The organism is Amycolatopsis sp. GM8, assembly GCF_021653975.1.
GTDB lineage: Bacteria > Actinomycetota > Actinomycetes > Mycobacteriales > Pseudonocardiaceae > Amycolatopsis_E.
In genome coordinates this window covers 158,373-182,294 of sequence record NZ_JAJKFK010000005.1, presented here as the reverse complement: position 1 = coordinate 182,294, position 23,922 = coordinate 158,373, and the positions used below count along the sequence as shown (strand labels likewise).

Sequence of the window (23,922 nt, the reverse complement as noted above, 5' to 3'; positions counted from 1 at the left end):
AGCACCAAGTGCAGATCCAGCTCCTGGGCGAGCCACCACCCCACTCATTTCAAGATCGACTATGGGAGTGCGACCGTATCGGGCAGGATCGACCGCCGCGTTCAGGCTGTTGTCGTTACCGCACAGGGAATGAGAACAGAGCTAGCGAAGCCTGGGTCAAATTGCGCCGACAGCCACGCGACTCTCGGCGGTCGGGGTGCGCCTCGCCGAGAACACGGGTGTGGGCGTCGAGTACGGCGCGGTGTTCGGTCGCCAGCTTGGCCATCACGGAACCGGTCACGCTCAGCGCTTCTGCGAGGACGGAGTGAGTGATGACGCTGTGCAGGCCCACATCTTCCGACCGCTGCCGGCATTCGGCGGCGATCTCGCGCGGGTCTGCGACCGCCTCCTTGTATTCGCTCGCGCCGGGCCGACAGGAGGCCACTGCGGAACGGGCGGCTCGTTGGGTCAGAGGCGACGATGAACTCGCGCAGCATGGCCTCCGCCCCGGCCCAGTCGCCGCTGCGGAAGCTCAGCGAAGCGGCCATCGGTGAGCAGGGCTTGGGCATCCCGAGTGCGGGCACGCAGCACAGCGGCGCGCGCCACGCGCTCCCGCCGGCGCCGGTACCAAACCACCATGGCCACCACAAGGACAACCACGACGACGACCATGGTGGTGGCGATCGACACGACGTTGAGCCACGGGTCCGTGAGGACGTGACGTGCATCCACCAGCCCACCCGCACCTTCCACCCACCAACGTGCGGCAAGACGCTGCCAGCCCGCCACGTCGGCGAGTAACCTTCCCGCGTCAGCGTCCCTCAGGTGGGCCGCGCTCCCTGGAGGACGTTGTCGTGAGTACGTCGGCCGATGCTGCGACCGTGCCCGCACCCACCGAGATCGTCGTGTTCGAGCCGCGATGCGACCGGCCGGCCGCGGAGGATCCCTGGATCGGGCCGGCGGTCCGGGGCGCCGGCGGGCGCGTTCGCGCCCAAGTCGGGTGGTCGTTGCTGATCCTCGCGGCTTGCATCTATGTACTGGTCACGTTCTCTTCCCGCACAGGGATTGCATTACCGGCCGTGATGGCGATCGCGTGTGCGAGGTTGATCCAGGTCCGTGTTCGTGTGTGGCTCAGATGCGGCCCGAAGTCGCGACAGCGGTTGCTTCAGGCCCCATTCCGGAAGATCGCCCTGACGGTGGACGATGTGCTGACGGTGGGGCGCGCCACGTTCCTCCAGTTGGCGCCGGACCGGTGGCTCAGAATCCGGCCCGCGTCCGTCTACGGGCCATTGTTCGCGCGCAAGCCGCACGCCTGGGTACTTGGCCCCGACCCGGCTGGACGTGTCATCGTCGTCGCGCCCGGCATTGTGTCCCCCATCATTGGCCGGGTCACCCAAGCACCGCCCCCGTCGGCCAAACCGCTCGAACCCGTCGCACCGATGCTTGAACCTCCGAGGGACGACGCGGTCTTGCGGTCATCCATCCGCTACTCGTGGCGTGTCCAGATCTCAGCCACCATCCTGAACCTGGCGTTCGTAGCATGGCTCGTCGCCACTTACCTCCCGCCGCTCTTCCGTAACCAATCCAGGACCGACCACGTCCTCGGCGCCGCGATCCTGTGGGGTCTGGTGCTGGCCGCATGCGCCCTGTACACCAACGCCCGAGTGGTACTACGGCTCGGACGCATGTCCCGCGCCGCAACGGCGGAGCTGTGGACGCCGCTACCGGTCACGTTCGATCGCATCGCGCGCCAGGGTGTCCGGGTTCAGGAGCTGACGGGACGGCTACACCTGCCCGACGGACAGACGCGCTCGATAGAGTTCCACCGGGTTGGCCGCAGTGTTGCCGCCGCGACGCGGGTCTCCGGCGTGCTGTGGATCGCCGGCGAAGCGAACAAGGGGTACCGCCCGGTTGGCTTGCCCGGCTATCCGGGGCTGGCCCTCGCGAAGGTGGGTCGCGCTCGCGTTCCGCGGCAGTGACTTGGCGCCCACCACGCACCGCTGGACTGACCGGAGTCGGCGACGGATACCTGCCGTTCTGGCTGGTCGGGGTGGCGGCGTTCATGTTGATCGCCGCTGTGGCGGTGTCGGCCAGCTTGCCTCCGGCGCCCGTGGCGATTTTGGTCATTCCGGTGTTCATGTTCGCGATGGGATTGTGGATCGCGGCGGTGGGCGCGCAAGCCGGCCGGAAAGACCGCGCCGAGTGATCGTGCCGTGTTCAAAGTTGCTGCGCCTGCCGCCGGTCCGCCGCCGCTCGCGCTGCGCCTGACATGATCATCTTGACAATTTCACCGAGAATCGGTTACCGATGTGTGCTTGAGCAGGCCCGACGCGGACCCGGTCCTTGGCCCGTGGCTTGGGACCCACGACGGTCCACATGGATTTTCTGTGTCGACAGTAAGATCAACAAGTCGGGGCCCACGGGGCGCGCGCACCGCACGCGGCCTCCCGATCCAGCGTCGGCGTGTGGCGGGCACTACCGCACGGCGTCATGTGTCTCCGTGTGGGCTCCGTTGCTCATTCGCGGTGCTCGGCCGGGCCGGTTCAGCGCGTCGGCAGCGACGGCGGGACACGCCCGGGGACACGCCGCCCAGGCGAACACCGCAGCAGAGATTTCCCCATGACCCCAACGAAAATCGAGCGCTTCCCCTACATCAGCCGTCGGCCATCCGCATACGCTGAGTGCGCCCGGTAGACGGTCCAAATCAGGCGAGCGGCCGATCATCCGACATGAGCAGGTTGCTTGCCCCTTTCATGGTTCCAGCTCGGCTGTGCAAGGGGTCGCGGGCAGGCGCTGGGACTACGTACGGGTCCACTTTTGCCGTAGGCGTCGGGCCGGGGCCAGTAGGTCCACCGTGCCAGCGACCCGGAAACGCTGGTGTACACCGATCAACACCACGCCCACGACGAGCAGTACCACGCCCAGCGCGGGCGAGTGCATGCTCGGGTCGGCGACGCCCAGTGCACCGAGCACGACACTGCCCACCCCGGCGCCGAAGACCCAGGCGAGCGCGGTCTTCCGGTATTCGATCCGTAGCCCCGAACGGACTTCGGCGGGCAGTGCGGCGGATGTCCGCATCCGCAGCCAGGTCGCGACACCACCGCCGATCGCGGTGAACAGGAACCACAACACGGAGTAGGTTCCGAGCGACAAGCTGTTCTTCTCGACGCTGCCCACCATCAGCCGGACCGCCAGGTACGCCGTGATGAGCCCACCCGTGGACAGGCTCACGCTCGTCAGCGCTTTCCGGGGACGGTCATTACTCGGATCGCTCCTCGCGGCCGCCAGGAAGACCTGCCCTGCGTCGTGGTGCCTGCCCAGCTTCTGCAACGTCTGCCCGAGCCCCAACGCGGCCTCGGTGTTGTCCGGATCCAGGCGCAGCGCCTCCAGGTACGCTGCCTCGGCATCCGCGTACTGGCGTGAAACCCGCAGGCACAACCCGAGCGTGAAGAAGGCGACCGAGCTGTCCGGGTTCAGGCGCACGTTGTGCTTCGCGAGCGACAGCGCCTGCCGCCGTCGTCGGCAGGCGAGCAACGCAAGACACTGCACGTGCAGTGTTTCGGGGCGTTCCGGCTCGGCTCGCACCGCCTCCTGCGCGGCGGCCAGTGCGCTTCTGCCCATCCGCCGCCGCAGGTAGCTGATGGCCAGCAACCGGTGTGGCCATTCACCGTGTTCACCCGCGGCGAGCGCGGACCGCGCCGCTTCCTCGGCGGCCGTGAGTTGCCCGACTCCCAGGCGGCATTGGGCGAGCAGGCAGAACGCCACACCGGCCGTCCGGTCGTCGGTCAGGGCAGGCTCCAGTGCCACTATCGCGTCGCCGTACCGCTTGATCTCGATGAGGGTTCTCGCGCGCGTGACAGCGTCGTACCCGGTCACGCCATCCGCCGGCTTTTCAGGTACGCGACGAGATCGTCGTACAGGCCCGCGCTGTTCGCGAAGAGGGCGACGTTGCGTGCCGTCTCCAGCCAGGCGCCGGTGGATGGTTTGACCTCTCGCAGCGCGGCCTCGAAATCCCGCATGCCGATCGGCCGCGCTGTTCCCGTGCGCAGCGAGTCCGCCATCGCGCCTTGCGCCGCTGTGTCGCAGAGGAAGGCCAGGTCCGCGCCCGAGAAGTGCTCTGTTCGCCGCGCGAGCGCCGTCGTGTCGACGTCCGCGAGCGGCCGGTCGCGCAGGTGATAGCGCAGGACGCCCTCGCGCGCTGCCCGGTCCGGCGGCAGGACGAGCAGTAGCCGGGCGAATCGACCCGGCCGCAGCAGCGCGGTGTCGACGTCCCAAGGGTGGTTTGTCGCGCCCAGGACGAACACGCCGTTGTTGGCGCCCGCCATCGAGTCCATCTCGCTGAGCAACTGGTTGACCGTGCCCCGCATCGCCGGTGAGGACTTCAGGTGCGAACGCTTCTGCCCGAGCGCGTCGACCTCGTCGAAGAACAGCACGCACGGCGCGTTGCGGCGAGCGGTCTCGAAGACCTCGTGCAAGTTGCGTTCGCTGGAGCCGATCCACATGTCCAGCACGTCGGCCAGTGACACGGCGTAGAACCGCGCCCCCATCTCCCCGGCCAGCGCCCGCGCGAGGAACGTCTTCCCGCAACCCGGCGGGCCGTAGAGCAGCAGACCGCCGGACAGGCTTCGCCCGTACATCCGGCCCAGCTCGGGATTGCGCAACGGGGCCAGCACCGCTAGCTCGAGCCGCCGCTTCGCCTCGTCCATCCCCGACACGTCGGCGAAGGTCACCGCCGGCTCGTCCACGTCCTGCGCGTCATCGAGCGAGATGCCCGCGACCTGTGACTCGGCGGCCGCCCAGTCGAACGTGGCCGGTTCAGCGCCCGGCAGCTGCCCGGTGGCCCGTCGCAGCAGCGTCAGTGCTTCCTGGTTCGCCGGTTCCCGTTGCAGCGCGAGCGAGCATTGTTCGAGCGCCTGTGGCACGTGGCCGTGTTCGAGCAGCAGCCCAGCGAGATGCAGGCGCAGCGCCGTGTCCTCCGGCCGTGCTTCCAGCGCCGTCAGTAGGCTCGCCACCACCGGTGGCAGATCGTCGGCCATGACTCCCCATCGTTTTCCCTGTTCGAGCGACTCGATCATCGACGGCCACCAACCAGAAGCCAAGCGAGTTACCCGATCCGTGACCAGGAACCAGACGCGTGCTCAATCCAATCCGGGACTGTTTCAAGATCGGTGGTGCGGACCATCGTAACCATTTCATGCCGCCGCTTTGTCAGGGATTTTCGTTGTCTGTCCGGAGCGGAGGCGGTGTTACCCTCGATCGATGTCGCTGTCACGAAGACGTGTGCTGAGGCAGGGCGCGGCGGTGGCCGCGTTGGTCGTTGTCGGCCAGAGTGCCGCGGCGGCGAGTGCTACGGAAATGTCCTCTGTGGAGGGCGAACTTCTCGAGGCGATGCGCCGGTTGCGTGGCAGCCCTGGCGGGCCGCCCGCGGTAGTTGTGGCATTCGGGAAGCGTGCACAGGTTGTCGGCGTCGCCGATGTGCTGCGTCGGCGACCTCCGCGCGCGACCGACCACACTCGCGTGGCCAGTGTGGCGAAGGCTTTCAGCGGCGCGACCGCGCTTGCTCTGGTCGCCGGCCGCCGGTTGTCGCTGGAGGACACGATCGGCGCACGGGTGACCGGCCTTCCGGCGGCGTGGTCCGCGGTCACCTTGAGCCAGCTTCTGGGCCATACCAGCGGCATTCCCGACTTCAGCAAGTCGGGGCGGTTCCAGAAGGCATTGTTCGCGTCGCTGCAGAATCCGCCGCCGCATCGCACACTGCTGTCCTACATAGACGATCCCAGGCCCCATTTCACGCCCGGCTCCCGCTACGAGTACTCCAACAGCGACAACATCATCATCGCGCTCATGTGCGAGGCCGCCACCGGGAATCGGTACGAGGACGTGCTGCGACGGCGAGTGCTCGACCCGTTGGGACTGTCCGAAACCAGCCTGCCCAACGGTTCCGCGATGCCCGCACCGTTCCTGCACGGCTATGGCGTGAGTGCCACCGAGCCACCGGAGGACGTCAGCACCCTCGTCGCCGCCGGATGGAGCTGGGCGTCCGGCGGGATCGTGTCCACCCCCGCGGACACCGTCCGGTTCATCCGCGGCTACGTGCGTGGGGACACCACCAACAGCGCGGCACATCGCGCGCAGTTCCAGTTCCGGCCAGGCAGTTCCGAACCGCCAGGCCCCGGCGTGAACTCCGCTGGGCTGGCAGTGTTCCGCTACGACACCCGGTATGGCACGGTCTTCGGGCACACCGGAAACACGGCGGGCTACACCCAGTTCGCCGCCGCCACCGGTGACGGCCGCCGGGCAGTGGCCGTCACCGCGAGCGCGCAGATCACGCCGACCGTGAACGAGCGGTTGTTCCCGCAGCTTCAAGACGTTTTCGAACTGGCTGTGGGCGCCGCGCTCGCTTAGCGTGCGTGGCTTCTGATCCTTTGCGGGGCACGGACCTGACCTGGCAGCCGACCCGCCTGAATTCGACATCGAGGCCCGTGACCTGGTCTGCGAACTCGTGTTGAGTCTGCACTATCTCCGGCACGTCGATCTGGACATAGTGGGTGCGGAGCTGAGTCTGGCCATACCCACCCAGCATCCGGACCCGTCGCAGGCCGGCGACGTAAAGTCGCTGTCCAAACGTCAGCGGCTCGACGTGGCGTTCGACGCCATCGCACCGAGTGACCACTCCGCTGTGTGCGCTCGCTTCCTCCAGCACGCCGATCTGACGATCGAGCTGCGGAACCGAGTCGAGGACCTGCTCTGGTCACGAAAGAACTGGCCGCAGATCACCGTCCGGACCCGCCGCGACGTCGCCGAGGCGTTGGATGCGTTCGACGCGATCTGGTTGGAGGCCGGCGGGCTTCTTGACCTGGTTAAACGCCACTGGGTGCTGACCTCGCCCGAATGGTCGGTCGACTGGAAGGACCCCTACGAGCCGGTCGACCGGCACATGATCCGCAACCCCGGCGACTGGACGACCATGGAGTTCTTCAAAGAGATCGGTGCTCTCGACGGTGGAGATCGCCGGTTCGCGCTGTTCGTTGAGGGGCTGTTGTCGGGTTCGGTGAACCCGAAGGAGGCGCGACAGCGGGAGCTGGCCGCGGCGATCTCGCCGAGCCTTGCCCGTGCGGGCCTGAAGATTGTGGAGTCCGGCACGACAGACGGCTACCCGGACTTCGGTATCGTCGCCGCGCGAGCCCGACCTCGCCCGCCCCAACTCGTCCTCTTTGCCGGCGGGCACGGCAAGCCCGCGCTGCGGGTACGCGACGTACTCGATCAGAGCATCGAGATACTCGCCGGAGACAACACGGTGCCCCGCCGGCACCGCCACCTACCACTACGACGGAGCAGGCCTGCGCGTCAGCAAAACCATCGGCTCCACCACCAGCACTTTCATCTGGGACGACGCCTCCACAGCCAACGTCCTCAACGATGGCACCAACTCCTACCTCTACGGACCAGACGGCCTGTCCATCGAACAGATCGGCGCCAGCGCCTCGTTCTGGTTCATCCACGACCAGGTCGGCAACACCCTCCAACTCCTCGACAAAACCGGCGCGACCGCCGGCAGCTACACCCCCTACGGCTTGCCCACCCACACCGGCACGGCCGCCACACCGCTGCTCTACACCGGCCAATACACCGACCTCGAAACCGGCGTCGTCTACCTCCGCGCCCGCTACTACGACCCAGCCGCCGCGGAGTTCTTGAGCCTTGACCCTCTCGTCAACGTGACCGGCACTCCCTACGCCTATACCGACAACGACCCACTTAACGGCACGGACCGCACTGGTCGCCTCTTCGGCTGGGATAACCTAATCGGTGGTTTGATCGGCGGCATCGCCGATGGTGCGGGCGCGCTCGTCAACGGGCTGATCCAAGGGAATGTCAACTGGACAGACGTAGGAATCGCCGCGGCTTCGGGGGCAGTGTTCGGCGCCGCCTTCACTGAGTGCGGTATCTGTGCCGGTGCTGCCAGTAGCTTCACCGCGAGCGTGCTGACGCAGTGGAATGACAGCGGCTCGGTGAATTGGGGTGACGCCGTCGGAGAAGGGGCAGTCGGCGCATTCGGCGGGATTATCACTGACGGTTTGGGAGGCTTTGCCAAATCCGTCAACCCTGAGGATCCGTACACTACGTTGATTTCGGGCTACGGCGGATCGCTCACGACGGTGCTGGGCGGTCTCGATCCCTATCCGCTCTTCAAGAAATACGGGCAGAATGCAAAACGTAACCGGCAGATTAACCAGGCAAAAATCTGCAATACGGGCGGCTAGCCGGTGCGCTATCATCATGGCACCCAATAGACTCGCGAGAAGGCGCACGGCGGCATGGATCACGTTCTGACGCTCAGGCCGTCGCTGCGGCGCGGCCCCACGGCATTGCTGTTCTTCTCCTACGTTCTGCTTTTGACATTTTTGATACTGATCGTCCCCTTTGTTCCATCGGTCAGCCCTATCGGGCGTGGCGGATCGCAGGTGTTCTCGTGGGCGGCGGGTATTGGTTTTTTTAGCCTGATCATTTTTATGTACATGCGCCAAGTTTTCATTGCTATCTCCGACACGGAGGTCAAAGCGGGAAGTATGTATTTCCGTTCCAAAGTAGTTCCGCGGGATAAGATATCCTACATCTCGCGAGGCCGCAGGAGCGGTGGGTGGATGGCGTTCGTCGGGCACGACGGTCACTCGCTGGCCGTGGTCCGAAACGTGTGGACCGAGACCCAAATCGAGCAGCTAAAAACAACACTGGGCGTCCCGATTCGCCACCCAGGTCAAGTTGGCCCGAGCCATTGAGTTCTGAGCGCTCCTGGACCGAGGACGCGCTCGGACTGGATGTGCTGGAAACCGGTCCACAGCCGGTGCGACCGACCAGGACGCCATGAAGGCCGGCCTGAGGAGCGCCCCGATCTTCACCTCGGGGTAGTACGGCAGGTGCCACCTCTGCCATTTGGTTTTGTTCGTCGGTTGTGACCGCGTTTCTCCGCGCCAACTGACCGCACCCCGTCGGGTGGGGAGGCTTGTGTTGCTGAGAACTGACCGCACTCATCCTGGGCCCCGAGATGGGCCTGTCCGAGCTGCGGGGACGAGCTCATCCCACGGGCCGTAGGTGGTGGAACCCCTTAAGCTGGAGTGCGAGCACGTGGGCGACGGTCGCCGTCGTGGCGGTCAGCGTTGTGGCAACAGTTGTCACCGACGGTGCTCTCGCCCCGGAAGCGGCTGCGTTTGATGCTGAGTTTATCGCCGGCGAGCAGGTCGCAAGCAGTTCGATGCAGGCTCTCCGTCTGGGACTGAGCCTGGCTAGCACTCAGCAGCTCGGCGAAGAGGGTCGGTTATTGCCGGCGAGGGCTCCAGCTCCACGCTGCGCGCTGCGGATCGATTGGTCCGCACCTATGGTGGAAAAGTAAGCGACTGGGTCAAGAAGAGCAGTTCAGAGTACCGCGCCCGGCGACAAGACATCGGTCACCGACGCCCTGGGCAACAACGACAAGCTCACGACGGTCGCCAACGGCGCCACCACCGCCCTCACCGTCGGCCACGACCCAGCCGAACAGGTCACCACGTCGCAGCAGAACGGCGCGCCGCAACAGAACTACACCTACAGCCCCAGAGAACAACTTGCCTCCGCCACCACCGGCGGCACCACCACGCCCTTCGCTTATGACGCTGCAAACAACCCAGCCACCGTCGGCGCGGCCAGCCAATCCTTTGACCCCGCCGGGCAGCTGTGCTGGACGCTGCCGTCGGGCGCCGTACCCAACCCCACCTGCGGCACTGTCCCGACCAGCGCCACCACCTACACCTTCAACCCCCTCGGCGAACGCACCGGCAGCACCCCCACCACCTACAGCTACGACCAGGCCGGGCGCCTAACCACCCTCAGCGGGCCGGGCGGGTCTGCCACATACCACTACGACGGGACCGGGCTTCGGGTCAGCAAGACCGTAGGGTCCACAACCAACACCTTCGTCTGGGACGACGCCGCTACACCCAACGTCCTCACCGACGGCACCAATGCCTACCTGTATGGACCCGACGGTCTACCGATCGAACAAGTCGGCGCCACCAGCTCCTTGTGGTACATCCATGACCAAGTCGGCAACACTCTCCAATTGCTCGACAACACCGGAGCAACCGCCGGTAGCTACACCTACAGCCCCTACGGCACACCCACCCACAGCGGCACCGCATCCACGCCCCTGCAATACACAGGCCAATACACCGATAGCGAATCCGCCCTCGTGTACCTCCGTGCCCGCTACTACGACCCGGTTACCGCCGAGTTCCTCACCCTCGACCCGCTCGTCGAGAAAACCGGAACACCCTACGCCTACGCGTATGGCAATCCGTTGATCATCGCCGACCTCACCGGTCAAGGGTTCTGGGACATCGTCGCCGACGTCGGCGAGGAAATCGCCACGGGCGGCGGTGCCACCCCATTCCTTCCGAAGAAGACGCTGCCCTCGCCGCCGGATCAACAGCGTTCGCTCGCTGATCGGTGGCCTCGCCAAAGGGCAAGTACTCGACAACACCATCAACGACCTCGGCGCTGGCGACGCCGGCGGCGGGTCAGCCGCAGCCGGCGGCGGCTACAGCGGCGGGGTCTACAAGGACCTCCAAGGCGGCTCGGGTATCGAACGCCACCACATTCCCTCCGACTCGGTCAACCCGGCGTCGAGACGAAACGGCACTGCGATCGAAATGGATGCCGCGGACCACCGGGACACCGCCAGCTGGGGTCGGGGCGCGGATGCACGCGCCTACCGTGACGACGACGCGATCCTGGAGATGCTGGGTTTCCTATAATGACGACGTCAAGTGCAACGTGATCGCCGAGAAGGGGCCGTCGCGATGGTTATTGAGTTGGCGCCACCCGCCAGCGCGGGTCTTGTGCGAATCGGGTCTTCGCGTGATGAGGCTCGAGTATCCTTGGGTCAATATGGTGCGATCCAAGAAGTTGATAAAGGGGGTAGTTATCCGACCTGGGTGGTGCACGATCGGCAATCTGGTCTGAGCATTTTCCTATTCTTTGATCAAAACGAACTGGTCGACGCCGTCGAGCTTGGTAGGCCTACGGCCGGCGTCGAGGTTACCTACGCGGGCGTCGACGTCTTTGCAACTCCGGTTGACGAGTTAATTTCCTGGCTGAGCCAGCGTACGCGGGTAAAGGAACACGAGCGCGGAAGCTCGTACACGGCGAGTGATCTGCTGCTCGGCTTTTGGCGTTCAAGACCTGCCGAGGAGCCAGATGAGGACGATTGGCGATACTTTGAAAGTGTCCTAGTAGCAAAACCGGGCTATTACGAACCAAAATAGAAACCTGTTCTGTGTCTCCGGCGTAGCGGGTTGATCCCCGCCACCTTTGTGGATCATGGACGATGTCTGCGGACGGTCGTCCGTCCTATGAGGAGCTTGCTGCCGAGAACGCGGAACTCCGGGCGATGATGGCGACGTTGCGTGGCCAGGTCGTCGACTTGACGCGCCGGGCGGGCCAGAACAGCCGGAACTCGTCGAACCGGCCGTCGTCGGACTCGCCGTTCGCCAAGCCGGCTGAAGCCGCCGCCGTCAGGTACACCTCCACCATCTACGGCGTGCCCACCCACGCTGGCGCCGCCACCACGCTGCTGCTCTGCACCGGGCAATACACCCACAGCGAATCCGGGTTCGCGGCTTGTTCGTCGGGCCACAGGCGGCGCTCGCCGCGGACCACGGACGGTTCGCCGCGGTCGAGGACCAGGTGCGCCGGGTGTGGTGTTGAACTCCGCGTACGAGGAAGTACGGCCCATGCGAGCTCTTCGATAAGGAACTCCTGCCCGACCACTGCCAGCCGGGCCCACTCGTCGTCGGGACATCCCTACCTCACGGTCGTCTCACTCCTTTGCAGAGGGCGACCTGCTTCGTCGGGAGTCGCTCGACGTCACGCCTGCGCTCCACCCACCGTTCGAGTCGCACCAAGCATGGTGCAGGTGGCGGCGCCAATCAGGTTCGTCTTGGAGGCCCGCGGCGTCTGGTGTCGGGTACCGGCCGGTTCAGGTATTCGGTGCCCCGAATCTCAGTAACCGAGGCCGGTGGACAGGTTGTCGCGCGTGGTGTCGTCGAGTTGTCGAGTTCGTTCTCGATGTGATCGCGGTTGGTGGTGCGACGGGCCTCGTCCTCGCGGAGGCCGTCGGCGTGAGCTTCGACGCCGGCGCGGTAGTCGGTGGCGAGTGCCTCGTGGGTGTCGCGGCGGGTTTCGTCGACGGTCACGGCATCCGCTTCGATGTTGTCACGGTCTGATGCGGTCATCAGTGGCCTCCATTGCGTCGTGATGTGTTGCCAGGCTTGGGTTTTGGGCCCGTTGCCGGTGGGTTGTGCACCGAGGGGGGAGGCGGCGTCGGTGGTGGTGATTCCGTAGGTTTCACGGTAGGTTGCGGCCAACTCGACGGTCCCATCGCTGCGCGCGGATGGCATCGTTGGGTCGGGGCCCGATGGCGGTGGCCCACGTGGCTTGTTTGGCATGCGACGTGCTCGCGTAGTTGTTCGGTCCGGGCGGCGATTTCGGCGTTGAGTGTGTCGAGGCGTTCGAGGGTGCCGCGGTGGTCGCCGGGGCGCCCGAAGTCCGGGTGCGCTTGCCAGGGCAGGGGATGGTGGTGTCCTTCGCCGTCGTGGTGTCGTTCGGTGAGGGCTGCGACGAGTGCTTCGCCGGTGCGCCCGTAGTCGCCGTCCGCAGCGCCGGTGGTGGTTGTTGCGAGGTGGGTGGTGGCGTCGGTGAGTGCGGCGTCGGCGTCGAGTCCGAGGGCGTTTCCGCCGGCGGCGTGTCGCCACACAATGTCCCATTGCGGGCTGCCGACCGGCGCGTCGGGTAGGTGGTGGGCGACGATGGTGCGCCAGCGGTCGCGTTGATCGTCGGTGGGGACGCCTATTCGCGCGGGCGCACGGTGCTCGCGGGTGTAGGTGGAGACGCGTTTCGTGAGTGCGGCGGCGGGGTCGTCGGCCCAGCTGAATCCGGTCTTGTCGGTGACTGTGCGGACGAGACGTTCGGCCTGCCAGCCCTGGTCTTGGGTGCGGGATAGTGTCGCTGCGAGAACGCCTTCACCAGCTCGACCGGTACTCCCGCGAGCTGTCAGACCGGCCGCGTGATATCGACACCCTCGGCGCCACGCTGGACCCATGACGCGCCGCGCTCACGGAACAGATCGCGTAACCGGGAGTCGAAGTACTCGCTGGCGGTGACCGTGGCAGCGAAGATGGTGCGGCCGTCCAGGGCGGTCCATTCGCCGTCATCGGCACGCTGCACCTTCGAGGAGACCAGTGCGTGGATGTGCAGGTGCGGATCCGAGGCGCGCGAGTCCCAGTGCTCGAACAAGGCCGCCGTGATGCCGTGGAGGTCGACCTGAGCCTCACCGATCGCGCCGCGCCGGGTGAATGCCGCATTGCGTTCCACATAGGACAGTGGATCGTGGGCTGCTTGACGCACCAGGTTCGCGATGAGCTCCCGCTCGCCGGGCCCCGCCATGGCCCAGGCGATCGACACGGACTTGTCCGGTGCGAACACCATCTCGAAGCCCGACACCGCCGACTTCAGGCTGCTAATCTGTGCGGCCAGCCACTTCTGCAGCTCCGCGCCACCGACGGGTCCCTGGCCCTCGTGATCATCCTTGAAGGCCTGGACCTGTACTCCGTGGCGCAGCCGGGCACGGATCTCGGCCGAGATCGGCGCCCCGACCGGGCGGTCGTGCGCGCGGTTGTAGTCCTTGTAGGCCTGACTCACCTTGCTGCGCAGGTGATCCACAGCGGAGTACTGCGGGAACCGACGCCTCAGCCTGGTCACCCTCAGCGCGTCCCGCGCGCTGACCCCATCGGCGATCAGCGCGGCCTCGATCGCGTCCGCGTTCGGATGCCGCCCCTCACCGAAGAGCGCGTTCATCTGGGCAGGAGTAACTACGCCGGAGAGCCCTAAGGCTTCTGCTCCGGCGCCAAACCATTGGCCTGCCGGGTAACCACGGGAGAGGTAGTAGTCACTCAACAACTCGCCGGGCTCGAGCCGCCGGTCACGATCCCGCGCAAGCGACCGAATTGGTGAGGTACTCATGACCACCAGGGCTCAGCTTGCGCAAGCCCATCACGTCCACATCAGACTACGCCGAAAATCCGGTGCCGCCCACCTGGTTACCGGTAACGTCACCGATTCGGCAGTCGCCAGTTGTCGAAACAGATACCTGGATCTTAGTGGTCGGTTTCGGAAGTTCTTCGAGATAGTGGTGGGTGTCAGGTGGCTGGGTTGTCGAGGTGGCTTCTTCGGGGGTGCCGGGTAGAGTCACAAGGGCAGCCAGACCGTGAGGAGATCACCTCAGACGGGGCGAATTCGCAGCAACATCCCGACAAAATATCCCGGTTTTCCTTGTTCATGCGGTTGCCGACTTGTGCCGACTTTCACTCGTCCCGCTCGGTGGCCACGGAGTTGAGCGCTTCGGCACTCGTGCCGTCGAACTGATCCCACTGGAGATCGTTCATGGTGTGGCCCGGTATCCGCTCGGGCAGCCGGGCGCTGATCACCGCCGGCGAGCGTAGCCACACGTACCGGACGTATGCGAGCCGGGTAGCCACGTGGTGGTTGGCTGCACTGCGCCACGCCTCGATGGCCTCCGGCTTTCGCTTGTCAGCGGAAGGTCCGGAGCTGGTAGCCCTGCGGTTCGGGCGCGACGCGCCGTTGCTGCTGCAACACCGTTCCTCGGCGACGCCCCGGCACGCAGATCAAGCCGGACCGGCATCTGTGCCGGCTCGGTGGGATTCGAGCCAGTCGCTGAGGCTTTCAAGAGGCCCCCTTCTCATGGTGTGCGCAAGACGCTCGTCCAATGTCATTTCACCGAGTGTCAAGCCTGTGCCGTCCACTTCGAAGATGGGAGTCCATCCGCCCAGGCCGCCTCTCGGTGGCACCAAACTTCCTTGCAGGCTCCCAACCCAAATGCGGGTCTCTGTGCCGTGGAGCACCCCGACCGCACTCACGGCCGTGGCCGCCGTCGAGTCCCCAGCGAGAATTTGATACAAAAGGGGGAGAGGTAAGTTCCGGACAAACCACTTGACCAAGGCGCCTGGAAGGCCATTCCAGCCGTCGACGTGAAGCGCGGTGTCCTCAACAACAACTGGACGCGTCGGATGAAAGCCGGCTAATCGTGCCAATTTGTGCTTGACTACCTCTTCGGCGCTCACCGACTGTATTTCGGGTAGCTCAATATTCCACACTTCAACATCGCCGACCAGAGCGCGCACTTCTTCGATCTTGATGGCGTTCGTCGATGCAAATAATGGAATCAACGCCCCTCGGCTCACGAACCCGCGCCGAACGGGCCGTCGTTCACAAGGCGTCGCCGCAGCGCAACCAGCCGCTTCACCGAGCCGTTCACCTCTTGAAGAATTTGAGCGGTAGGCGGCCTGGGAGATTCAAATCCAGGTAGGTACTCACGATCAGACGCGCCGACGACCTCGACGTCAAGGCCATTGTTCAGTCCCAGTACCTCGATGGCAACCGCGCCTTGCTGATAAAGATATAGAGGTTGTGTGATCACCAAAACGCGCCGGAGCGATGTTAGATCTCCAACACATTTCAGCCAGGACTCAAAGGTGTCCATAGTTGTGGGCCTTTTGCCGTTGACATTTTCCGTGTTTACCACGGAAATCAAGCAGGTAGTGGCGGTATCGTGGAAAGTCGCTGGAAAGTTGATCGAAGACGCAGCGTTACTCTGCTGCAGATCGCGGTCGCCCAAGGTGGCAATGCGCGAAAAGATCTTCTCGATGATCGTGACCATCAACGAGTACTCGTCGGTCCCGCTGAGTGTCAGTTGACTCAATGCGTCCAGCTCGCCTGAATACAGGGGACGCCCCGACCCCAGCCCGACGTATCTATCGCTCGAGACGCCAAGGTTGCGTAGCTCGTTCATATATCCCACGCGCATCACCATCGGCCAAAGCTGGCTCCCTGGCGCGATGACCGCATCATAGTGATCATGATGTGGTGCCGACGGGCTCGTCAGGCCCAAATCCTGAGCCAGGGTGCGCACTTCGTCGTGCAGGTGCGCGGGAACCTCTTTATATTTCGTTGCGTAGCGCTCGGTGGTAACGATGCCCCGTGAGTTCCAGCGATCGTCCACGAAATCCACGAATGACTCATAAAAGGACTCGGTGGGTGCGAACTGTGGCCGCCAGCCTCTCAGGAAGAGTCCGGCCAAACGCTTCATCGAATCACCGCAAAGCCATCCATCAATTCGCTCGATAAGTTCTTCTCGTGAAACTTTGCCGCCAAATTTAAATGGATCGCTCACGGGTTCCGCCCTTCCTTCCGCCACAATCGCTCGTATCCTATCTCATCCCCCTTCGCGTCCCTGACCGCTTCGTACTCACCGACGGAGACTCGTCCATAGGTCTTCCAGTCCGCACGGAAATTTTGCTCCGTATCGACAAGCAGCTCCTCGATCGAGGCAGCTGATAGTTCTCGCACGCCGGCGCCGGTGGACCCCGCGGCGGCCCAGGCAATCCTGGCGGCCGAGATCTCGATCCCCAGCCTCAGGCATTTGACTACATCCGCACTATCCTGTTTCCCCACTTGCAGGCCCATTCTCTCCCGAAGAGATGCCAGGAGAGCCTCGTGAGCCGCAACGAGCTGCACCGATTCGTCGGCAATGGCCGCAGGGTATGGGTCATCCAACTCCGGAGCAGAGATGAACTCCGCAGAAATTCCTAAGATCTCGTCTTCGGATCTAACCTCCGGCCGAATGCCGAGTAATGCACTGTAGTAGAAGCACAACGCGCGGCCGTATTCGGCGGCGGCGCGACGCGGGTGGTTCCCGCTATAGCCGTGAAGGTCATGGATCGCGTTTCGCACCAGAGTGTACATGTGCAGTGAGTCGCCGAGGAAGACTCGTGCTCGTACAGGGTCGTCAGCGGCGCTCTTACCGAGGTCCAGACTGATGGCGGCAACATTGAACAAGGAAAGTTCTCGCTCGACGCTTCGGCGCCAATCTGCCGGTCCGACAATTTCAGCTCGGCCGGCAACCGATTCAAGCAGCATTTCTTTGGCGCCTTCGAGTTCGCTCATCAGCGGCCCGCCTCGGAGGGATCTCTTTGCCAGTTGCCGGCGCACGTGTCCCTGCATCGCAACGCATTGATACCTGACAAGTTTCTCCGCGCGGCTTACGCCCTCCGGTAACCGGGAGATCATGTCGGTGACCGAATCCAGCGCCCCTTGCAGAGAGGCGGCGTCCTTGACATGGTTCTTGGTGTGCCGCACGACCCTCAAGTGAGCCAAAGCGGCCTCGGAAACAGAGAGTTCGTTATTTGGGCGCGCGAAGCAAAGGCCGGCGACACCGGCAGCTTCGGCGGACATGCCACGGAGTTCAAGTACCTCCGAAAGCAGGTACAGCGCTCTCACCTGTTTCAACGAGTACGCGCAATTTTCAGCCAGGCTGATCAACCGTAACAGAACTGACTCTTCGGCGCGCTCCGCAAGAACTGGCACCATATGCTCGTTCATCATCAGGCGTACCAGCCGATTGCGGTGGGCAACGGGGGTCTCGGGATCCCACTTTCGGATTTCTGCGGCAATGGCTCGGTGCATCGTTACCGTCGCTGCTCGCGAATGAACCAGACCGAGCAAGCCGAGTTCCTCCAGCTCTCGCAAAGCTTGTGTTCTCAAGCGCGAAGGCCTGCCCATGACCGAACTTACATCCAACGCCGCGGCGGGCGCCCACGCGATGTCGATCGCGATCTCTTGGATAGATGTGGACAGCTGGCCGCGGCACGATGCGACCAGCTCGGCCAGGTCGTCATCTTCGAAAACGACACTACGCTTGAGAAGACGTGACCGGATATCAACTTCAATCGCTCGTCTCGGCGCGTGCGGCGTCACAGCCACCCCAGGTGATACACGCGAGCCGTCCAGTCCCATGCGACCAAACGTCAGACATCGGTCGGCCCAGGAAGACCAAGCCGGATGCGTAGATGTCACGATCACGACTTGTCCGGGCCAGGCGGGAATAGGCAAAAGGTCGATGATAGAGCTGGGTTCATTGTCCGCATTGTCCACGACCACCACCCATGGCATGCGGCTCTGCCCCAGGCGCCGGAGCGCCGCACGGCTCAGCGCAATCTGGTCGTCCTCGATCTGACTGGTCGCTAACGATCGAGAACGCTGCATCAGCTCGACGTACGAAAGTTCTGCTTGCAGAGTCGAGCGATCGGCCGCATTCACGAACCATCCGTACCCATTGTCCCAATCGGCGGCGGTCAGATAGGCGATCGTCGACTTCCCGGTTCCGGATTCACCCACGATGGCAATTTTTCCATCGGTTGCCCGAACAGAGTCGAGCAAGTGGTGAGTATCTGCAAGCGGCGGGGGAACGTACCGCTGGGGCAAGCGAGTCCACACCGCAGATGCGCCGGTCGACTCATTCGGGATGGGATACGGTGCACCCGCTTGTTGCTGAATAGCTGAAGCGACGTCGAGCACGATGATGTTCTTGAACTTCGTGTTATCGCGGATGAGTGCGTTCGCCGATTCTTCTGCTTCTTCGTATGTCAGCTCCTCCGGCCCCACTGTGGCCGACGTGGGGTCGAGAAGCACGAAACCATCCGGTAGCCCCTCTTTCGGCATCCGGAAGGCATGCTGGCCGTGGCTGGTGTCCCGCGCGAACGGAAGATGGGCCGTCGCTGGCTTCATCATGGCATCTTGCAGAGGAATGCGGGTGTCGGCACCGACGAGAACGTGGCTCTCGACGTTTACTCTGCCCTCGATGAAGAAGAGCAACGGCCTGAACTGACAACGCAAGAGGATGCTGACATAGAGGACAGCCATGTCCAAGCAGGTTCCGCAATCTCTGCGAACCAGGGCCGGCCACCTTATTCTTTGCCCTTTTCCGGAAATCCACGGCTCGAGGCCGTAGCGAATGCGTAGCGACAGAAGATAGCGGTAGGTCTGCGAGAGCAAGGCGAGTGCGTCGTCTTCGCCACCGTAGTTGAAGCGGACCCAGGGGGCGATTGCGGCATCTTCCAGTTCGGCCGGGTTGATATATTTTACTATGTCATCGAAGGAAAGGCCATCCCAGTCCGGCCATGGTGCCGAACCACTTCTCTCGTCAGCAAAGCTGCCGGGTGCAGCGCTCATCGCCGCAGGTCGCCTTTCACAGAGTTTGCAAGATGAAGACCGAAAGGGTGCCGCAGCCCATCATTTGAGCCCCGAGCCCGAACCACAACGCGGCCGCTTTGACTCTGTTGGCCGCACTGAGACTGACGTAGTCGGCTATATGCGTCGAAGCGATTCGTTTCCATATATCAGGCGCGTTGTGCAGACTAGTGCGCTGCACTTCGGCCAGCAGAGCGGAGGGATCGGTCTGCCGAAGCCGAAGAGGAAGATTCGCCACGATTGAGGACAGGATGGATGTCAAGAACAGGAGGAGGGCGATCACGACGGCGATCGTCGCGCTTCTGGGGACACTGATATGTGTTCTGACGCCGATTGCCGTCGCGGCTGTCAGGATCGCAATAACAGCGGCGGATACGGTCGCGAGTCCGGTCGCACGGCTCTCGAGGGTCGCTTTTCGCCGATCCTCTCTTTCCGTGAGGTGTACCAAAAATGGAATCCAGTCGTCCGCCTGGCTCGGCATCAAGACTCCCCATCGGAGCTCTGGGATTCGGGTGGCGACGAGAATCTTCGTCTCGTGTTTTGGCGCCAGACTGGAACCATCGGAAGAGCTTCCCATTCGTTCTGTGAGCCGCCCTTCGTGGCATCTTCCTCGCTTGGGAGGTTTTCGACCGATTTCGTTTCTTCCGAATTGGGCTCGGAAGGTTCTTTGGCCACCCCTGGGCTCCATCCGTGAATCAGGTCACTTCGTTCGAATTGAGTGTAGTCGACCGTGTAGAGGCAAACAACTCGACTGGAGCATTCAAGCATCCGCTCGAAGGCTGCGCAGCGGGTCTCGGTGCTGTCCGCGTTTCTGGTTGATGATTTTCCGCCCGTCGGGAATGGGTGTTCGTCCGCACCGTCTCGCGGTACCGTGCGTTCAACGAATGTGCTGCCGGACTAGTCAGTATTTCCACCACTCGATCATTGGATCACCCAGATGCAGCGGTTTGACATATTTTTGTGCTTCTGTAGGGGGTTGCCTGTCCAGGGCATCGTAGGGCTTGCCTGACCGGTCGAATGCCTCCCTGATCGTGTGTTTGATGTGCACCCGCTGATGTTCCTCAAGTCGGTTGCGAGGAAGCAATTTGTGGAAGCTGTGCTCCGGTTGAAGCATGACGTAGCCGTAGGTTCCTTTTTGTATCGATCGTGGGTTTCTGGCTGGATATAATGGGCTGAACAGTGTGGCGAAAACTCTGGTCCGATGTATCTGGAGCTGCCAACCCGGTGTCAGTATGTTCCCGGCTATCTCGTGGTCGGACACCAGGTTGAGCAACCGCCGGAAAAGCCGGGCATGGTCGTCGATCGTTTTTCCCAACTCCGAAAAGTGGATGGCCACTATGAGGGCGTCTGTCCCGGGATCGGCGAGCCATGGCTGACGTTTCCGAAACATAATCAAGAAATCTGGAGACTTCGGCGAGTATGGGACCGGCACGAAGCGAGTAGTCGCTAGCCGCGCGTACGGACATGCCGTCGATTGCAGGAGTGCGGTGAATCCTTCGAACAGGTTGCGATGGGGATCCGGCATGACGTCCTATCTGGCGCACTCGAGCGGTGACGGTCCTGGTTGGGACCCACTGGTTTGCAGCCGGAAATTCTCCGGTCGTCCGCGCAACTCATCCCTGTACTCCGATCCGTCTTCCCGGGAAGGTCGCGCAGAGGCGCTGATCTGTTACTGGGTAAGGAAAAATCACTTTGCTAACGCTTACTCCAATTCGGTGATCCGCAAGGCGCATGTTTGCCGGCGTTCGGCGACACGGGCGAGACGGCACGCGGATCAAGCCGGCCGGCCGCGCCGAACCCACCGTGGGGCTAAGACCGCCTTCAGACGTCACCCAGCTGCTCGGCCAAATCGAAGTCGAGACCGAGCGCGCAGCCAAGGCGCGGGTCTACGACTGGGAATGAGGGGTTGGCGACCAGTCAGGTCAGGGCGGGGATTATCTCGCGGGTGAGCAGTTCCGCGTGGTGGAGCCGTTCGTGGAGGGGGTGAAGAGGATCAATTCGGCGACGGCGTCGATCACGTCGCGAACGGCGCGGCGACAGCCTGCCGTAGAGGCTGGTCAGCTCGACGTTGACACGGTCCCTGGACGCGGACCGGGTCGGCGTCGATCGAGATGTAGACGCGCTTGGCGGTCTCGACGCCGCGTGCGGGGTCGAGTGACCAAAGCTGCCGACCCTGGTCGGCGAAGGCGCTGGTCGGGTGGAGCCCGCGCCGAAGGCCCGGTGCGAGTCCGGCGGCCGGGCGCAGGGCGGTCGGGCCGCTGCCGCCGAGCCACAGCGGCGCGTGCTGTTCTGGAACGGGGGCGGGGTGATGCTCTGACCGGCCAGTTGCCAGAACTCGCCGTCGTGGTCGACCAGGTCCCGCGTCCACAGTTTCTTGGCCAGCCGGACCGCGCGGCGAACCGGGCAGGTAGCGGTCCGGTCGCATCCCAAGCCCCGGGAACGGCCGGTGCTTGCCGCTGGAACCGACGCCGACCTCCGGGCGGCCGCGGGACAGCTGGTCGAGTGGGTTCTTCGCGTAGTTCGAGGATTGTGAGTATTTACCCCTCCTGCTGTGACCAGAGTGTGAGGAGGGACGTTCCGTTTTTGATGTGCTTCAGGCCAGACTGTTCTCGGCTGGATTGGTCGGTAATGAGCTGGTCCATGCGAATTCCTGCGACCAGACTTCGTGTCGCCATTCGAAGCGCGTCGCTGAGTTCCGCTGGCAGTTGTCCTGCCGACAAGAGTTGACCCAGTTCCGGTGCGGATTCGGCAAGAGGCAGGCGGATCCATCCCGACGCCGCGTTGCCGCATCACTGCGGTTCGCGATCATGCCGAGCAGCACATTGACCATCGCCAGGGCATCGCTTGGGACGGATCGCTTCCGCAAAGTTGCCACAGCGCGAGCAGCGACCTGGTGCGATGCGTCACGGTCTGCATGTCCGGTTCTGGCTTTCGGGCACAGTCAACCACGTCCGTCGAAGCAGCTTCGATACAACTGTCGAAACCGTGGGCTTCTCCGACTTCGATGCCTTCGCGGTCCTGACCGCGGAGGCCACCGAGACGAGACTTGAACGACGCAGCGCGATCGCCGGCCCGCCCAAGGATCTGGCTGGCGTACTGCCTGGCTATCACGAGGCCCGGGAACGCGAACAACAACTACTGGCTGCTGGAAGAAACCACTGTATGTGCCGCAGCCGCAGCCGATCATGCTTGGCGCGCTCGATCATCCGGATGCGGGTGATCGGACACGGAATCCTTTCGTGCCGCGGCCAGTCAACCCCTCAGGAGGCCAGGGTGAGGGCGAACGGAGCGAAGCCCCGGCTGCGCAGGACGTGTGGCACCAACAACACCAGTGCTTCCGTGCCGCGGGCGGTGTTGATGCCGCCCAGGTCCATGATCCACTCCGGTGGCCAGCCGAGGTCACCGAGCAGGTCGCTGACCACGACCTTGGCGTCGGGGTCGTCACCCGACAGGAAGGCCGTGGGTGGAACGGACAGGCTGCAGGGATCGGCCATGACGCTGTACAGCATGGTGTTCAGTGTCTTGACGACCCGAGTGGTGGGCAGTGCGTCCTGCAGGTGTTCGGCGAGGCTGCTGCCGGGGTAGCGCAGGGCGCCGGGCATGCCGTCGGCACCGTGCCGGGTCGCGTTCGAGACGTCGACGAGGATGCTGCCGGCCAGGTCTTCGCGCAGTGCGGCGAGCCGTTCCAGCGCGCTGTCGCCCGGGGTGGCATTGATGACGATTTCGGCGTCGCGTGCCGTGCCGCGGTGGTCGGCGAACGCCAGGTCCGGCCCGGTCCAGTCGTCGGGGCGGGTCGCCGTCCGGGTCCCGACGGTGACGTGGTGCCCGGCGCCGGCCAGCTTGCCGGCAAGCGTGGCACCGACCCGGCCGGAGCCGAGGATTCCGATGGTGTGCAAGGGTTTCTCCGTATCCGTGCGTGGTGTGTTCAGTGGATCGCGGACAGGACGTCGACGGCGGCCGGGTGCACACCTGGTGCGGCGGCGAGGAAATCCTCACTCGTGAGGCTCCAGGGCTTGCCGTGGGTGTCGGTGACCCGCCCGCCTGCCTCGGCGACGAGCAGCGCACCGGCCACCAAGCCCGAGCGCACCTGGCTGTACTGCCAGAAGACGTCCATGCGACCGGCCGCGACGTGGATGAGTTGCAGCGTCGCCGGAACCGACACGCGGGTGACGAGTGCGGCGTTGAGCATCGCGGTGACCGACCGGCCGATCAGGTCGAAGGTCTGGGAGGTCTCACCCGGTTTCGCCTGACCGGTCCCGACCAGTGCGCCGTCGAGCCGGGTTTTCGCCGAGGGACGCAGCCGAACGCCATTGAGGTGGGCGCCGCCGCCCCGGACCGCGGTGTAGGTGTCGCCGGTGAGGGGAAGATGCACTGCGGTCAGCACGGGCCGGTTGTCGCGCACGAGGGTCGCGGTCACCGCCCAGTCGGTCATGCCGTGGATGTGGTTGATGTTCCCCTCGACAGGGTCGGTGACCCACCATTCGCCGGCCGGGAGCGCGCCGCTTTCCAGTTCGTCCTCGGCCCAGCCCGCACCGGGCCGGGCGCGCTGAAGGGGCTCGCGCAGGATCGCCAGTGCGGCGGCGTCGTTGGCGTGAATCGCGGCGACGACGTCCTCGCGGCTGTCCAACGGCGCGTGCGGGCTGAAGCGGTGACGCAGGTGCTCGCCGGTGGTCTTGACCGCCGCGATGACCGCGGGCAGCAGGGCTTCGTCCTCGGCCGATTCCGGAGATGTGGGCATGATCGGCTCCTTTTCTGTGGAGATGGCGAGCGGTGTTTCCGCCGCGGTTTCCACGCTAAGAACGCCAA

Annotated in this window: 22 protein-coding genes and 2 pseudogenes; 11 read left to right on the top strand and 13 right to left on the bottom strand. The window is 64.2% G+C overall.

Annotation, left to right across the window (positions count from 1 at the left end; all coding sequences use genetic code 11):
• Positions 1–447: 447 nt before the first annotated feature.
• Positions 448–768, bottom strand: a complete 321-nt coding sequence (locus LOZ83_RS24295; protein WP_236793834.1) for a hypothetical protein — start codon at positions 766–768, stop codon at positions 448–450.
• A gap of 65 nt (positions 769–833) precedes the next feature.
• Between LOZ83_RS24295 and LOZ83_RS24290 the strand changes: the two genes are divergently transcribed.
• Together LOZ83_RS24290 and LOZ83_RS24285 are read left to right on the top strand one after the other, a co-directional pair.
• A complete protein-coding gene (locus LOZ83_RS24290) occupies positions 834–1,958 on the top strand; it encodes a hypothetical protein (RefSeq protein ID WP_236793833.1) in 1,125 nt (374 codons plus the stop codon).
• A gap of 83 nt (positions 1,959–2,041) precedes the next feature.
• Positions 2,042–2,185 (top strand): hypothetical protein, encoded by a 144-nt coding sequence (locus LOZ83_RS24285; protein ID WP_236793831.1) that lies wholly within the window; start codon positions 2,042–2,044, stop codon positions 2,183–2,185.
• Positions 2,186–2,778: 593 nt separating this feature from the next.
• Here LOZ83_RS24285 and LOZ83_RS24280 read toward each other — a convergent pair.
• Both LOZ83_RS24280 and LOZ83_RS24275 read right to left on the bottom strand, forming a co-directional pair.
• A complete protein-coding gene (locus LOZ83_RS24280) occupies positions 2,779–3,855 on the bottom strand; it encodes a tetratricopeptide repeat protein (protein WP_236793829.1) in 1,077 nt (358 codons plus the stop codon).
• Positions 3,852–5,054, bottom strand: coding sequence for a 26S protease regulatory subunit (locus LOZ83_RS24275; RefSeq protein ID WP_236793827.1), 1,203 nt, complete (start codon positions 5,052–5,054; stop codon positions 3,852–3,854). The genes LOZ83_RS24280 and LOZ83_RS24275 overlap by 4 nt, the downstream gene beginning before the upstream one ends.
• A 184-nt stretch (positions 5,055–5,238) precedes the next feature.
• Between LOZ83_RS24275 and LOZ83_RS24270 the strand changes: the two genes are divergently transcribed.
• The 8 genes and pseudogenes from LOZ83_RS24270 to LOZ83_RS40835 all read left to right on the top strand — a co-directional run bounded on the left by LOZ83_RS24270 (position 5,239) and on the right by LOZ83_RS40835 (position 12,022).
• Positions 5,239–6,384: a serine hydrolase gene (locus LOZ83_RS24270; RefSeq protein ID WP_236793825.1), complete on the top strand. Its 1,146-nt coding sequence runs from the start codon at positions 5,239–5,241 to the stop codon at positions 6,382–6,384.
• A 97-nt stretch (positions 6,385–6,481) separates the two neighbouring features.
• Positions 6,482–7,180 (top strand): annotated as a pseudogene (locus LOZ83_RS40495) (hypothetical protein); the annotation flags it as partial.
• 13 nt (positions 7,181–7,193) lie between these two features.
• Positions 7,194–8,243, top strand: a complete 1,050-nt coding sequence (locus LOZ83_RS24260; RefSeq protein WP_236794345.1) for an RHS repeat-associated core domain-containing protein — start codon at positions 7,194–7,196, stop codon at positions 8,241–8,243.
• A gap of 54 nt (positions 8,244–8,297) precedes the next feature.
• Positions 8,298–8,759 carry a hypothetical protein gene (locus tag LOZ83_RS24255; RefSeq protein ID WP_236793823.1) on the top strand — a complete coding sequence of 154 codons (462 nt, stop codon included), beginning with the start codon at positions 8,298–8,300 and terminating at the stop codon, positions 8,757–8,759.
• Between the two features lie 677 nt (positions 8,760–9,436).
• A pseudogene (locus LOZ83_RS40840) lies at positions 9,437–10,327 on the top strand (RHS repeat-associated core domain-containing protein); the annotation flags it as partial.
• 64 nt (positions 10,328–10,391) lie between these two features.
• Positions 10,392–10,769, top strand: coding sequence for a hypothetical protein (locus tag LOZ83_RS24250; protein WP_236793821.1), 378 nt, complete (start codon positions 10,392–10,394; stop codon positions 10,767–10,769).
• 45 nt (positions 10,770–10,814) lie between these two features.
• Positions 10,815–11,279 carry a hypothetical protein gene (locus LOZ83_RS24245; RefSeq protein WP_236793819.1) on the top strand — a complete coding sequence of 155 codons (465 nt, stop codon included), beginning with the start codon at positions 10,815–10,817 and terminating at the stop codon, positions 11,277–11,279.
• A 62-nt stretch (positions 11,280–11,341) separates the two neighbouring features.
• On the top strand, positions 11,342–12,022 hold the full coding sequence (locus LOZ83_RS40835) for a DUF6444 domain-containing protein (RefSeq protein ID WP_374202703.1): 681 nt from the start codon (positions 11,342–11,344) through the stop codon (positions 12,020–12,022).
• Here LOZ83_RS40835 and LOZ83_RS24235 read toward each other — a convergent pair.
• A complete protein-coding gene (locus tag LOZ83_RS24235; RefSeq protein WP_236793815.1) occupies positions 11,943–12,380 on the bottom strand; it encodes a hypothetical protein in 438 nt (145 codons plus the stop codon). The two genes, LOZ83_RS40835 and LOZ83_RS24235, sit on opposite strands and share 80 nt — an antisense overlap.
• A gap of 98 nt (positions 12,381–12,478) precedes the next feature.
• On the opposite strand from LOZ83_RS24235, the gene LOZ83_RS24230 reads away from it, so the two are divergent.
• The gene (locus tag LOZ83_RS24230) at positions 12,479–12,808 is read left to right on the top strand and encodes a hypothetical protein (RefSeq protein ID WP_236793813.1); all 330 of its coding nucleotides are present in this window, start codon (positions 12,479–12,481) and stop codon (positions 12,806–12,808) included.
• A gap of 257 nt (positions 12,809–13,065) precedes the next feature.
• Here the strand turns inward: LOZ83_RS24230 and mobF are convergent, their stop codons facing one another.
• The 9 genes from mobF to LOZ83_RS24190 form a co-directional block, all read right to left on the bottom strand.
• Positions 13,066–14,034: a MobF family relaxase gene (gene mobF, locus LOZ83_RS24225; RefSeq protein WP_236793812.1), complete on the bottom strand. Its 969-nt coding sequence runs from the start codon at positions 14,032–14,034 to the stop codon at positions 13,066–13,068.
• 341 nt (positions 14,035–14,375) lie between these two features.
• Positions 14,376–14,498 carry a hypothetical protein gene (locus LOZ83_RS39960; RefSeq protein WP_255824896.1) on the bottom strand — a complete coding sequence of 41 codons (123 nt, stop codon included), beginning with the start codon at positions 14,496–14,498 and terminating at the stop codon, positions 14,376–14,378.
• A gap of 198 nt (positions 14,499–14,696) precedes the next feature.
• Entirely contained in the window at positions 14,697–15,272 is a 576-nt protein-coding gene (locus LOZ83_RS24220; protein WP_236793810.1) for a non-canonical purine NTP pyrophosphatase, read from the bottom strand.
• Positions 15,269–16,261, bottom strand: coding sequence for a hypothetical protein (locus LOZ83_RS24215; protein ID WP_236793808.1), 993 nt, complete (start codon positions 16,259–16,261; stop codon positions 15,269–15,271). Before LOZ83_RS24215 ends, LOZ83_RS24220 begins: the two co-directional genes overlap by 4 nt.
• Entirely contained in the window at positions 16,258–19,098 is a 2,841-nt protein-coding gene (locus LOZ83_RS24210) for a hypothetical protein (RefSeq protein WP_236793806.1), read from the bottom strand. Before LOZ83_RS24210 ends, LOZ83_RS24215 begins: the two co-directional genes overlap by 4 nt.
• Positions 19,099–19,114: 16 nt before the next feature.
• A complete protein-coding gene (locus LOZ83_RS24205) occupies positions 19,115–19,597 on the bottom strand; it encodes a hypothetical protein (RefSeq protein ID WP_236793804.1) in 483 nt (160 codons plus the stop codon).
• Positions 19,598–20,017: 420 nt separating this feature from the next.
• Positions 20,018–20,641, bottom strand: coding sequence for a hypothetical protein (locus LOZ83_RS24200; RefSeq protein ID WP_236793802.1), 624 nt, complete (start codon positions 20,639–20,641; stop codon positions 20,018–20,020).
• Between the two features lie 1,735 nt (positions 20,642–22,376).
• Positions 22,377–23,045, bottom strand: coding sequence for an NADPH-dependent F420 reductase (locus LOZ83_RS24195; protein WP_374202714.1), 669 nt, complete (start codon positions 23,043–23,045; stop codon positions 22,377–22,379).
• Entirely contained in the window at positions 23,042–23,854 is an 813-nt protein-coding gene (locus LOZ83_RS24190) for an inositol monophosphatase family protein (protein WP_236793798.1), read from the bottom strand. The genes LOZ83_RS24195 and LOZ83_RS24190 overlap by 4 nt, the downstream gene beginning before the upstream one ends.
• Positions 23,855–23,922 lie beyond the last annotated feature (68 nt).